At 45.2% G+C, this 13411-nt stretch carries 11 protein-coding genes; 8 read left to right on the forward strand and 3 right to left on the reverse strand.

Features of this window, described 5'->3' with window-relative positions; all coding sequences use genetic code 11:
* Nucleotides 1-35: 35 nt before the first annotated feature.
* The gene (locus ABLA33_RS06805; protein ID WP_347719722.1) at nt 36-848 is read right to left on the reverse strand and encodes an RsiV family protein; all 813 of its coding nucleotides are present in this window, start codon (nt 846-848) and stop codon (nt 36-38) included.
* 110 nt (nt 849-958) lie between these two features.
* On the opposite strand from ABLA33_RS06805, the gene ABLA33_RS06810 reads away from it, so the two are divergent.
* The 3 genes from ABLA33_RS06810 (at nt 959) to ABLA33_RS06820 (ending at nt 5284) form a co-directional block, all read left to right on the forward strand.
* The gene (locus ABLA33_RS06810) at nt 959-2413 is read left to right on the forward strand and encodes a carbon starvation protein A (RefSeq protein ID WP_347719723.1); all 1455 of its coding nucleotides are present in this window, start codon (nt 959-961) and stop codon (nt 2411-2413) included.
* 708 nt (nt 2414-3121) lie between these two features.
* The gene (locus ABLA33_RS06815) at nt 3122-4636 is read left to right on the forward strand and encodes a glutamine synthetase family protein (protein ID WP_347719724.1); all 1515 of its coding nucleotides are present in this window, start codon (nt 3122-3124) and stop codon (nt 4634-4636) included.
* Nucleotides 4637-4747: 111 nt separating this feature from the next.
* Entirely contained in the window at nt 4748-5284 is a 537-nt protein-coding gene (locus tag ABLA33_RS06820) for a hemerythrin domain-containing protein (protein WP_347719725.1), read from the forward strand.
* A 164-nt stretch (nt 5285-5448) separates the two neighbouring features.
* Here the strand turns inward: ABLA33_RS06820 and ABLA33_RS06825 are convergent, their stop codons facing one another.
* Both ABLA33_RS06825 and ABLA33_RS06830 read right to left on the reverse strand, forming a co-directional pair.
* Nucleotides 5449-7137, reverse strand: coding sequence for a PspC domain-containing protein (locus ABLA33_RS06825; RefSeq protein WP_347719726.1), 1689 nt, complete (start codon nt 7135-7137; stop codon nt 5449-5451).
* Between the two features lie 19 nt (nt 7138-7156).
* On the reverse strand, nt 7157-7489 hold the full coding sequence (locus ABLA33_RS06830; RefSeq protein ID WP_311490226.1) for a PadR family transcriptional regulator: 333 nt from the start codon (nt 7487-7489) through the stop codon (nt 7157-7159).
* A gap of 378 nt (nt 7490-7867) precedes the next feature.
* Here ABLA33_RS06830 and ABLA33_RS06835 point away from each other — a divergent pair, with 378 nt between their 5' ends.
* The 5 genes from ABLA33_RS06835 (at nt 7868) to ABLA33_RS06855 (ending at nt 13105) form a co-directional block, all read left to right on the forward strand.
* Nucleotides 7868-8191 (forward strand): hypothetical protein, encoded by a 324-nt coding sequence (locus ABLA33_RS06835; protein WP_347719727.1) that lies wholly within the window; start codon nt 7868-7870, stop codon nt 8189-8191.
* A 201-nt stretch (nt 8192-8392) separates the two neighbouring features.
* A complete protein-coding gene (locus ABLA33_RS06840) occupies nt 8393-10510 on the forward strand; it encodes a TonB-dependent receptor (RefSeq protein ID WP_347719728.1) in 2118 nt (705 codons plus the stop codon).
* A 31-nt stretch (nt 10511-10541) separates the two neighbouring features.
* Complete coding sequence (locus tag ABLA33_RS06845) at nt 10542-12182, forward strand: hypothetical protein (protein WP_347719729.1); 1641 nt, start codon at nt 10542-10544, stop codon at nt 12180-12182.
* A 280-nt stretch (nt 12183-12462) separates the two neighbouring features.
* A complete protein-coding gene (locus ABLA33_RS06850; RefSeq protein ID WP_347719730.1) occupies nt 12463-12690 on the forward strand; it encodes a hypothetical protein in 228 nt (75 codons plus the stop codon).
* Nucleotides 12674-13105 carry a phosphohydrolase gene (locus tag ABLA33_RS06855; protein ID WP_347719731.1) on the forward strand — a complete coding sequence of 144 codons (432 nt, stop codon included), beginning with the start codon at nt 12674-12676 and terminating at the stop codon, nt 13103-13105. Before ABLA33_RS06850 ends, ABLA33_RS06855 begins: the two co-directional genes overlap by 17 nt.
* The last annotated feature ends 306 nt before the right edge of the window (nt 13106-13411 follow it).

Here is a 13411-nt window from a genome sequence, read left to right on the forward strand (position 1 = left end):
ATTATTTGAGAAATGAGTCGAAACGATGAGCTGAACTATTTCAAGAGTCGCTTTGCGGTTTCCATCATGAAAGGCATGAGAGCCTTGTATGGAACCACAAAGTTGGGCTGCCCATCAGCATAACTACATATTTCGTAGGACTGATACTGAAACAGAACGCCCTCTTTCGTGAAAAGCGGTCCACAATGCGGCAGAGGAATAGGCCCTTCTGAATTGTCTAAGAACGCCAGACATTCGGCAAGCTCCTTATCGGTTTTCACATTGAAGTAAACTTTCAGCGAGTCGCTCATCAGTTTCTGAAATTCATCAGAATTGGTATTGAAAACATCCCACCCTATCCGACGACCGTCCGACTTACGAAATGTTGCGCCGCGCAGTACAGATAATCCGTGAGGTCCGCCAGCAAACTCATCAGACATATCAGTCATAGTCAAATACGACTTTCCTTCAGCCAACTTTTCCACAGTAATTTCTGAATAGAGTTTTATCCCATCGAGATTCCATTCGGCAGACTCTTTCACAAGTGGCGTCATTTGCTCTTTCACATAGAAAGTTGCCATTCCTTTCACATCGGAATAGTCGCCACTATAAGAACCCCCCAGCTCTTCACTGATCCATTCACGCACACTATTCGTCAATGCCTCACCAGCCCCTTTGGGCGTGCTGAGACGAACGGAGGCCCAACAGATACCTGAATCCATTCGAGCAGAATCAACCACCATTTCAGTTGTATCAGCCGCTGCAAGTTCTGCACTGACTTTGTTTTCACCTTTCGGAGTACATCCGAACACCATTCCGCAGACTCCCAGCCACAGCAGAACGGGCAAACTTTTACGAATCCGTATCATCCTGTTTCAAAACTTTAGTTTGCAAAACTAAGATATATTTTCTTTTCGCCACAACACACTTATATATTCTTTTAGTATTTTTGCGAATGGATAACAAATAAACAAAATATATGATAAGTTTCGTCATCAGTTTGGTAGCTCTTATCCTCGGATATCTGCTCTATGGACGCGTTGTAGAACGCATCTTTGCCCCCGACAACCGCCCAACGCCCGCCGTGGCTCAGGCCGACGGAGTAGACTACATCGTAATGCCTTCGTGGAAAGTCTTTATGATTCAATTTCTCAACATTGCCGGAACAGGCCCCATCTTTGGCGCAATCATGGGCGCGAAGTTTGGCCCTGCCGCCTACCTATGGATTGTTTTCGGCTGCATCTTTGCAGGTGCTGTCCACGACTATTTTTGCGGTATGCTCTCCATGCGCCATGGCGGGTCATCACTGCCCGAACTCGTCGGCATCTACCTTGGTATTCCCGCTAAAAAGATTCTGCTTGTGTTCAGCATCATTGTGCTGCTGATGGTGGGTACTGTCTTTGTCTATTCCCCAGCTCTCATCTTGGGCGGAATGACTGCACCAGCCGCTGATGCCAAGACCTTCCACATCATGCTATGGGTGGGTATTATTTTCATTTACTACATACTGGCCACGATGCTCCCCATCGACAAAATCATTGGCAAGATTTACCCCATCTTTGCTTTCTCGCTTCTCTTCATGGCTGTGGCCTTGGGCGGTTACCTACTTGTGAAATGGCCCTCATTGCCTGAAGTGTGGGACATGGCTTCAACGCCCAATCTCGACGGTTCTGCTCTCTTCCCCTGCCTTTGCATCACGATAGCCTGCGGAGCTGTCAGCGGTTTCCATGCCACGCAAAGTCCGCTCATGGCTCGTTGCATAAAATCAGAGAAGAGCGGTCGCGCCATTTTCTATGGTGCCATGATAACGGAGGGAATTGTGGCCCTGGTGTGGGCATCTGTTTCAAGCTATTTCTTCTACGATGGCGGAGCAGCTGCCGTGGGTAGTACAACGCTGGCACAAGCGCCCGAGGTGGTAACGGCTGTGAGCAAAGGTTGGTTGGGCATCGTGGGTGGCATCTTAGCTATCCTCGGCGTTGTTGCAGCTCCCATCACGAGCGGCGATACTGCATTCCGCAGCGCGCGCCTCATCATTGCCGACTTCCTCAAGTTTAGCCAACGCTCCATTATCAACCGCCTCATCGTGGCAGCTCCTCTCTTTGTGGCTGCGGGCTTCTTGCTCTGGTTTAATATAGCCGATGCAAACGGTTTCAATATCATCTGGCGCTACTTCGGGTGGTCGAACCAAACACTTGCGGTCTTCACACTCTGGACGGCTACTGTGTATCTGGCACGCGAGCACAAACCCTACATCATAACGCTTATCCCCGCACTTTTCATGACAGTGGTGTGCACTTCCTTTGCTTGCTATTCCAACACAATGCTCAACCTCGGACTGACAGCTTCTTACTGCGCTGGCGCTTTTGTTCTGGTTGTCACCACAATATGGTTCTTCTGCTGGCTCAAGAAGTATAACGCCAAGTCGGGACGATAAAACATTTCATACTTGCATCACTGCCACCTGCACACGTTGTGTGGGTGGCAGTTTTTTTGTCTAAACACAAGGTTTTTCCTGAAAAATTGCAGGTGCAAAGAGTATGTTTTACAACATATCAAGGGGGAGCAGCAGAGAAAATATACTTTGTAAAACATATTCTTACTTTTCGCCATCGAGAATCGCACAAAAAGCGTATGGCAAGTACTGTGGGCACGAAAAAAGCCTGCAGGAAAAGAGACAGAATAAGGCTGTTCGGAAATACAATAAGGCTATCGGATGACTTCCTTATTGCATCGGCCGACACAATAAGGATGTTGGCTGACAGAATAAAGATATTCACCATCAGAAATAAGCTATTTTCTCCTTCAAAAAAGCTAAAACAGAGCTTTTTCTCTATATTTTGGCACACAAAAGAGGCGTGAACGCACAAATATTTAGGAGATAGAGCTAAGATCATCCTATTTTTATTTCTTTAACACCTATTTTTTATCTTGCTATTGTAAACTATTTACGCATTAAATAGAAAATATTTTGAGGTTATACAGATCGAAAAACACCCCAAACATACTTTTTAACGCTCCTTTATTTTCCTCCGAAAAACAAGTTTCCGCTATCATTATGTAAGTTTTTACCCCAAATTATTTTGTAACTCCGAACACTTTTCTATACTTTTGCGAAAACAGACTAAAAATAAATCATCAAGCTATGGACAAGAATTTAGCGCTTAATCCGAATCGCGTAGTAAGTTTCTTGGGCAAAGATCCAAAGGAGTTTACGCTCGACGACATGATCACCTTTGTAGAAGAAAACGAAATAAAGATGATCAACTTCATGTATCCTGCTCAAGATGGGCGTGTGAAGACCCTTAATTTCGTTATTAACTCGCGCGCATATCTCGAAACAATCCTGACGGAGGGCGAACGCGTTGATGGTTCGAGCCTCTTCCCAGCCTTTGTTGAAGCAGGCAGCAGCGACCTTTATGTGATGCCGCGTTTCCGCACAGCTTTCGTTGATCCGTTTTCTGAAATCCCTACACTCTGCCTCCTTTGTTCCTTCTTCGACAAGGATGGCGAGCCTTTCGATGCCGACCCGAGCCAGTTGCTGACGCGCGCCAATCGCGCTCTCCATGCTTCGACGGGATTGGATTTTGAAGCCATGGGCGAATTGGAATACTACGTTGTAGCACCAGAAAAGCCTCTCTACCCCGCAGTGGATCAACATAACTACCACGAAAGCGAACCTTTTGCAAAGCTCAACGAGTTTAGAAAAGAGTGCATGATGGGTATTGCGCAAACTGGTGGACAAATCAAATATGGACATAGCGAAGTGGGAAACTTCACGCTCAATGGGAAGGTGTACGAACAAAACGAGGTGGAATTTCTGCCCTGCTCTGTCGACACCGCTGCCGACCAGTTACTACTGGCCAAGTGGGTCATCCGCAAACTGGCCTTTGAGTATGAACTCGACGTAACCTTTGCGCCCAAAATCATCGTGGGCGAAGCGGGTAGCGGACTTCACATCCACATGCGCTTGATAAAGGATGGCACCAACGCCACGCTTGGAGCCGACCGACAACTGAGCTGCGAAGCGCGTCGCGCTATGGCAGGCTTGATGAAATTGGCACCAGCCATCACGGCCTTTGGCAACAAAAACCCAACGTCCTACTTCCGCCTTGTGCCACATCAGGAAGCTCCCACCAACGTGTGCTGGGGAGATTGCAACCGCTCTGCACTCGTCCGCGTTCCGCTGGGCTGGACAAGCGGCAAGGATATGTGTGCCGTTCTCAACAACGAAGCACCGCGCAAAGACTTCCATCCGGAACTAAAACAAACCTTTGAGATGCGGTCGCCCGATGCTTCGGCCGATATTTATCAGCTCATGGCTGGACTCTGCGTGGCTTGCCGCATCGGATTGGAAATGCCTGAAGAGGAAGCTCTCAAAATCACGGCGGAGAAATACGTGGATATGGACATCCACAAGAGTGAAAACACAGAGCGTTTGGCAGCTCTCGATGCCTTACCCACTTGCTGCTCCGAATCGGCCAACTGCTTGGAAGAGCAACGCAAGGTGTTTGAACAAGCTGACGTTTTCCGTCCGCGCATGATTGATGGCATTTTGCAACAACTCCGAAGCTTCAACGATGCCCACTTACATGAGCAGGCAGACGCCGATAAGGGGTTAATGGAAAGTTTGGTGAAGCAATATTTCTACTGTGGATAATGCACTGAGGAAATAATTTTGCATGATTTTAGTGGTAGAGTAACAAATGTGGCCAAAGGCTTGGTGAGCATCTTGTAACTTTGCTACAAAATCATTTATACAATAAAAATTATGTTCCCAGACAATAAAGATTTTGAAACGTGGTCCACACGTGAGTTAATCAATTACGTGCTCGAATACCACCATCCCATTGGTCGCCGCCGCGGTCATGTTCTTCGCAACCAAGCGCGCACAACGCTCGAAGCTGCTGGCGCACAACGCCACATTGTGGAAAAAATCGTAGAGCAATTGGAAATTTCTATCCCTGACCTCGATAGCCATTTCGACCGCGAAGAAGCGGTTCTCTTTCCCTATCTGATCGAACTCTGCACGGCGGAAGAGAACAAACAGCGCATTGAGGCGTTCCACTGCGGCACGATTCTCAACCCGATCCATGTGATGATGAACGAACATGCTATGGAGCAGGATCGCTATGGGTATTTGGAGACTCTGACAGATAATTTCACTGCACCAGCGGAGGCTACCGAGGAGTATCGCAACCTGTTGGCTGATTTGAAAACCTTTGTAACGGATCTGCGTGAGCACATCCGTTTGGAGAACGACTTCGTTTTCCCACAGGCTACTGAGTTAGAGGCACAATGGGCATAAATTCAGTGGGATATTCACACTGAAAAATCCTCATAGTATTAAACATTGTTGGTAATGTTAGAAGTCCGTCAACGCTCTCAAAAAGGAGAGCGAAGCGGACTTCTAACTTGTTTATTGTTTAATATAATGGTTTTCTTCGGTGTGGACTTTCCAGCCCTCACGCCCTACTCTGCAGCAGACAAACTATTTGTTCCAGAAATGCGTGTGATAGTGACATGAGCCGCAGAGAACTCTCGAGCTGTCATCGGATTGCGGCGGAAACTGGACGCGGTGGAGAAACCATAGGAGAGCAAGCCTCCTTTCTTCACTTCAACAATCATCGAGAACGGCATCCATTGTGTCTGCATCAGATTCTTCTCTATGCCTTTAATGTTAGCGTTCGGCGCTAAATCCACAAGGATACTGCTGTTCGCTTCGCTACTGGTAAAAACTCCTGGCTCAAACTCCTGTGTTTTCACCATGCTGCTATCCAAAACGGCATAAAGCGTGATGCCTTGCCCGTCCACTTGACGCATACCTTGAATCTTGTAAACGCCTGGCGAAACTGTAAGCGATTTCTGAATCTCGAAGTCTAAACTTTTACCTTCATCAGCTTCCAAGTGAAGACCTTCAACCTCCGGACAATCTTCGGCATTGTCAAAATCGTAAAGTGGATCGTCGAAAGAATCAGAAGCCTCATCCGTACCGCTCAATCTAACTACTTTCCATCCTTCACTATCGAGATAGCGCCAGCTACTCTCATCGAGGAAAATGCCATTGCGCGTATTCTCTTGATGATAAACGATGCGCTGCTTCTCATTGTATTTATCGGCAAATTCTTTTGTGCGCATCACACCTGTAATGGTTGAGAATAGAGCCAAACCAAAGGCAATGACCCAAATGATCGTTAAGGTGGCTTTTGTAGCTATCGACATTGGCGCGCTATCGGGTTTGCGAAACATTGTGCGTACGAGAGTAACGAGAGGAATAACGACGAGAATCAAACCTGAAAAGAGACCAATCCATATCCACCACTTCACATCGGGCATCTGGCTCTGAAATTCGCTCAACTCTGTAAATGGTCCTCCCCAACTGGCAGATCCTACACCAGCCACTGCGGCTGCACCAAAGGCTATCATAGAGATAAGAATCGTGAGAAGTATGCTACCAAGAACCAGAATAGCGAATCCCATCACCAGGAATAGGACGATTTTCACCATAATACCCAAACATCCCGTGGCTTGGGACTGCACATTAGGATTCGTTACAAAATCTTGAGTGGCCTTTACGCCGCGCATCACTTCGTCCCGAATGGTGGAGGGATTCACGGGTTCGCCGCGCATCTGCAAACGTTCCTCTGCTGTGCGCGCCTCAGGAACTAATGCCCATACCACTAAATAGATGAAACCAAGTGTGGACCACGTAAAAATAACAGCCAGCACGAAAAGAATACGCCAAGGCAGCGGGTCGGTTCCTCCAAAATATTTTGTAGCACCTGAAATAACACCACCGAGCATACGGTCTTCAGGGTCGCGGAAGAAGCGACGCGTAGTGCCTCCTCCATAGACAGGGGGCGGCATAGCACCAGGAGCTGTCTCTTCGCCTTCTTCTGCATCCTCCATCTCCTGCGGATCGCCAATGCGATTGATGATGCTCTCCACCTGCTCTATCGTGATGGCCTCCACGCCTTGTTCTTTGAGTTCGGCAAAAAGCTCAGCCACGCGGTGCTCTACATCATCGGCCACTTCCTCACCTCCTTCACGACGAGAAAAGTAGCTGCGGATATTTTTCTGGTACTTCTCCAACAATTCGTAAGCATCCTCATCAATATTGTAGAGCTGTCCGAAAAGATTGATCGTTATATTCTTTTTCATAAGTAAAGATGTTTGATTGTTAAACTTGATTTTGTTTGAGCAGATCTACTGTGCGTGTCAGTTGTGCCCACGCGCTATTGAGTTCCTGCAAGGCTGCACGACCGTCCTCGGTAAGTTCATAGTACTTTCTGGGAGGCCCTTGTGTCGACTCCTGCCACTGATAAGAGAGAAGCCCATCCTTTTTCAAGCGAGAAAGCAATGGGTAGAGCGTTCCCTCTACAACAATCAGCTCTGCCTCCTTCAACTGCGCGATGATGTCCGTCGCGTAAGAAGCTTGTCGGCTCAGGAGCAAGAGAACGCAGTATTCCAGCATCCCTTTCCGCATCTGCGATTTCGCGTTGTCTGTATTCATAAGCTCATAAGTTTATATTACCAACTTGTTTGTACTGCAAAGATATGGACTTTTATAAATACCTTGCAATACAAAGTACTTGAAATATTTATTTTTTAAGTTTTTTTAGAATTAAAACAGGTTATACAAAAACAAAGAATCAATCTTGGTAGCTACAAACAGAATACAGAAATAAGAGAACTTCGCAATTTCACCGCTGCGCACAACTCTATTTATCTTATTTCTTCTTCAGAAACTATGAAGAAAGGTGTTAATGCATTTCAAAATCATATAAATAAACGAATGAAAGAGTATAACTTGCCATTTTTTTGTATTTTTACACCGAATATCATTCAAGGCATGAACTTTTTATAGCTGTCATTCCTCCATTTTACCCTAATGAAGCCAAGAACAACCATAAAGCTCATTTATGCATGGACATTAGTTATAATGTACATAGCTGCCGTTGTTCTTAAAGGTTTCCACTATCACGACACATCTTATTATAATGTCAAGGCAAAGGTTTCAACTAATCATGAAGCCACAGTAAAGCCGGTTTGCTACTTGTGTGACTACATCATGCACGTGTCCACAGTTGTCGAACCCACTGTGTTTATGGCCATTATAGCGGTAAGTTGGGTCGTAAAAATTGTTTTCACAGAACAGACAGTTTATCGAACTGTAGCATCAATCAATAGTCATTCTCCTCCAATAGTTGGCTGATTAGCTCCTCACCACATATAGGGAGAAGTGTGTATTTACGCGTACACACAGAACCTTATAACAACCGACATAACAATAAAAAAAGCAGAATGTCTTAATTGTGCACTGACCCGTGCACACAAGACCTCGTTTTCAGGATTTTACTGGTTTTTTCGCGCGAGTGAATCACAAAAAACCAACTATTGAATTTATTTTCAGACTATGATGCTCAATTTTAAATTAGGTAGGCATCAGTTGACAGGCGTTTTGTTCGTATGTCTGTGCTGGTGTACACCCTCAGAAGCACAGAAGAGGCCTTCCTATAAACTTGTTCACGACTCCATAAGCCTACATGAAGCCGTGGTTTCAGGCCGCCGTCAAGTGACGGGAGCAAACCAAGTAGGCAGTCAAATCAACCAGGTTACAATCTCAGAAGCCATGGGACGATCTTTGGGAGCATTGCTCGAAGGCGTCAGTGGTATGAGTTCTATCCAGACTGGAACAATCGTTTCGAAACCCGTCATACATGGAATGTATGGCAACCGCATTCTCATGGTGAGCAATGGTGCCCGACTAACCGGTCAACAATGGGGCGCAGATCATGCGCCCGAAGTAGATAAGAACAACTACAGTAACATTGGTGTGGTGAAAGGAGCAGATGCCGTTAAATACGGTTCCGAGGCACTTGGTGGTATCATTCTCTTGCAACCAGCGCCCCTACCCTATGAAAATAGTGGCTTTCGAGGCATGGTTTCAACATTTTACGGCACAAATGGCAGGCGTTTTGGTGCGTCTGGTTATGTAGAGAACAGTTTCAAATGGCGCGGAAACTGGGCGTGGCGTTTACATCTGCACAGCGAGAATGGTGGAGATAGAAGCACAGCCCATTATCTATTGAACAACACGGGAATGCGTGAAAATAGCCTCTCAATGACTCTTGGCTACAGCCACAAGCCTTGGCGATTAGAAGCAGGTTACAGTCTATTTGCACAGAAACTTGGCGTTATGCAGAGTGCACAGATGGGCAATGAGCAGTTGCTCCAGGAGCGAATAAGATTGGGACGACCAGTCGATTTCACTCCCTTCAGTCGGCATATTGGCTATCCTTTTCAGGAAATCACCCATCACACGGCTTTTTTCAAGGCTTTTTTTAATCATCAAACTCTCGGCGATTTCTCCTTTCAGTCTACTTTTCAGCAAGATAACCGACGGGAGAATCGCATCCGGCGTATGAACCATTCCAACATTCCTACTGTCAGCCTGCATCTAAAATCATTGCAGAATGCTCTTGTCTGGAACAAAGGGTATGGACTATGGAAGAGCGAAGCAGGAACCCAAATGCTTGTCACGGACAACCATAATGAGCGTGGGACAGGCGTCGTTCCTATCATTCCCAATTATACCGAGGTGGCTTTCGGGCTCTATGCATTGCAGAAACTCACAACCAATCGCTGGGGGTTTGAGGTCGGAGCACGTTTCGACGGGCAACAGACTAAAGCAGACGGCTACGACTGGACAGGTCAGCGATATGGTGGAAAGCGTAATTTTACAAACTTTATCTATAGCCTTGGCGCTCATTATCACATCAACAGGCAATTGAAAGTGACATCACATTTCGGTGTAGCCTGGCGAGCGCCACACGTCTATGAACTTTATAGCAACGGTAATGAACTAAGCTCTGGCATCTTTGTAAAAGGTGATTCTACACTTCGTTCCGAACAGAGTTACAAGTGGATTACCTCTCTGAAGTATTTCAATAAGTATTTCAACATTCAGCTTGACGGCTATCTTCAATGGATCAACAACTACATCTACGACCAGCCGACAGGCCGAAACATCACTGTTATATCAGGTGCTTATCCTGTGTTTCAGTATAGACAGACACGTGCGTTCTTTAAAGGTGTCGACTTAGATGCACACATCAGACCCATTAGTTCACTCGATTATCACCTTGTTTCGGCCATGATTTGGGCATGCGAAAAACCTTCTAATGCCTATCTTCCCTACATTCCGAGTTTCCGACTAACGCATTCGCTGACATGGATGTTACCTTTCTACAAAGCTTATTCGCCCAAAATTGGTATTAGCCACCGCTTTGTGGCCAAGCAAACGCGCTTCAATCCCGCCACCGACCTCATTGCTTTCACGCCTAATGCCTATCATCTCGTAGGCTTTGAAGCGAGCTTTTCCGTGCCAATGCAAAAAGGAATGTCACTACGAATAAGCCTGATGGGCGACAATATTCTTAATCGTGAATATAAGGAGTATACCAATCGCAGCCGCTATTACGCCCATGACATGGGGCGTGATGTGCGCTGCATGATTACATGGAATTTCTAATAAAAACATAAAACAATAAAAATATAAAACGATGAAAACAAAGAATTTTATAAACACTTTTGTGCTTTTCATAAGCATTGTTGCAACTAGCTTCTTCATGGCCTGCAACCCTGAAAATCCTGAAAATGAGAAAAAGAACAAGCTGCACGAAGATCCAGTCCGTGCAGTGTTCATCTTGCAAGAAGGTACTCTCAATGATAATGCAGCCTTCGACAAAACACCCAAAATGGCTAATTTCATTCCCGCGTCTACTTCTCCACAGGTGATTGAATGGCAGACAACGAAGGGTAAGGGCTGGCACGTAACAAGTAATACCAAGGCCTTCCAAGTGAAGAACAGCATTGAGTCCCCCTCTGTAGTTTATCTCCTGAAGATGGAATACTACAACGACAAGGGCGAAATGATGAACAATCAGTTCTTTACTCTCGGTCAGGACAAGATACATCAGCACTTCTTCTCAATGTTCAAATCAGTGAATTACAACGGAGGACTGAGTTCTGTCCGCGTCACGAACAAGGCAGAATTGCCCTACGACTACCGTTATGTTGATGAGCTGAACGGCACATTCATCGGTGATACCAACCCAATGGGCTTCCAGGGACTCATCAAATTTGTGAAACCTGGGCAACGCTTTGAACTCTCCGTCGACCTGCTTCACGCTGCAGAAAGCAAATTCGGAGACGATGGAAAACCTTCTCCTTTCTATAATCCTTCCAGAAAACTGCTCAGCACAGGACTGTGGGACATCAACGTAAAACTGCCTATTGTGATTGATGGGCAGTCAGATGAAAGTGCAGAACTCGATCCTTCGCTCTTCAGACCGGCTAAAGCTGTGATTGAAATCTACAACGGACACCTGCATGGACCACATGCCTTCCATCAGAACCCTACACCGAAAGAACTCAAATATATCGGGAAGAATTACAAACTCACCTATACCCTAAATGATGGAAAGTGGATAGCTGATACCGAAAATCCCTCAAGTGTGAACCTCATGGGAAGCAGCCAAGGCTATTATGTGTCGGCTTTCGTCATTCATTATTATGACAAATCAGGAAAGGACATCACTTCGCAAATCGAGGAAAACGATGAGAACAAACACTATCAACACTTTTTCCTAGCCAAGAACATCCGTCCTTCTTACGGTGGAGAAAAAGAGGCAGACGATGAAAACTCCAGCAAGTTTTTCAAGTATATCTATTGCGATACGACACCATGGGACAAAACCAACAAGCACGACGGAGCCAAATTCACCGGTGAGGAAAATCCTATCGGCCAGAAAGGTTACTTCTGCTTTCTGCATACCCACAAGCAGTTCAATCTCGAAATACGCTTGATGCGTGCCCGCAATTCCAAATTTAATGCTGGTAAGGCAAGTGAATTCTGTGCTCCTTCTACCAGTCAGTTACAGGATGAAGCATGGATGCCGACCCTCTCTATCCCGATGAATATCTACATGGACAGCGATGAACGAGAGCTCGATAGCAGCGTTTTTGATAAGGACTTTGACAAGTTGAGCAACGATGCAAAGGACTATACACAGAAAGATCTGACATCAATTCGCTCGCTCATGGAAGCTTTCAGAGTGACTGAAATCAAGACTGCTGTCCTCGATTTCTGGTGGAATTTCCACGGTGACAGTAAGCACAGCGATGCCGGTTTCTGGTTTTAAGCAGATACCCCATACTCTCTCTTCTCTTAAGGAGGAGAGTTAATAGTACAAGACTAAAGGTTCATCCCCGAATTGTACAGGTATTTATGAGTAAAGAAAAGTTCCACCACAATTCGAGGATGAATCATTAATCTTACGAAGAGATAAGGGGATGAGTAAAAGACAGAGCAAAGATAGCAGAGCTAACAAAACTTTCCAAATCATACTATGCACACAGTAGATAAGACTTTTAGTTTTCTCGTAATAGATAACTATATTTACAATATAAAATTAAATCACAATGGATTTAGTAAATTTGTGCAGTAAACTCAAAAAAGGACCCGTCTACCTCAAAGATGACTACGAGGATATTGTATTAAGAATGGTAATCGTAGGCGATTCTACACATTGTTTCATCAAGCGTAGAGGACGCAAGGAAATAGAGGTTGATTCGACAGACAAAGACATTTTTGATTCACAGATGTATGGAACGGAAATCAGTAAAGACGAGTATGATAAATTTCGATGAACTTCGAGAAAAGGCTATGCAGATTGCTGAAAAGGTGCATAGCAGTCAAGTTGACAAGGGCGGAAAACCGTACATCGGACACCCTATTAGAGTTGAACGAATGTGCTCCCGTCAGGAAGAGAGGCTGGTAGCTTTACTTCACGACACAGTAGAAGATGGCGGCATAACATCTGAATATTTACTCATGGCTGGTTTTCCACAAGAGGTAGTAGATGCAGTCCTATCAGTGTCGAGAAAGAGAGGCGAGGATTATTTGGATTTCATTCAGCGATGCAAAACTAATCCTATCGGGTGTAGAGTGAAGATTTGCGACTTAAAAGACAACATGGATATAACAAGGCTGAATGAATTAACAGAAAAAGATATAGAGCGATTGAAGAAATACCACAAAGCATATAAGATTTTAAACGAATGATACTGTCCTAAAAAATAGAAGAGACGTATGCAAGACGGCTACCGTATTTTGGGGAATGGAAATTTAGGTAAAATGACAAAGAAATATCAACATCATTTGCACCGCCGTCATTATGGATTTTTATTAAAAACCGTATCTATTTCCACATAATTTTGCTTTTGTTTGTTATATTCGCAACATATTCTAAGAAGAAGAGTTATGACAGCAAGCGCAAACTTACAACCTATTCACGATCTAATTGTGCAACACCCCGTTGCTTCAGTGTTCACAGTGACAGTCTGTCTTGTCGTTATTGCTGCTGGGCTC

It is taken from the genome of uncultured Alloprevotella sp., assembly GCF_963536905.1.
Classification (GTDB): domain Bacteria; phylum Bacteroidota; class Bacteroidia; order Bacteroidales; family Bacteroidaceae; genus Alloprevotella.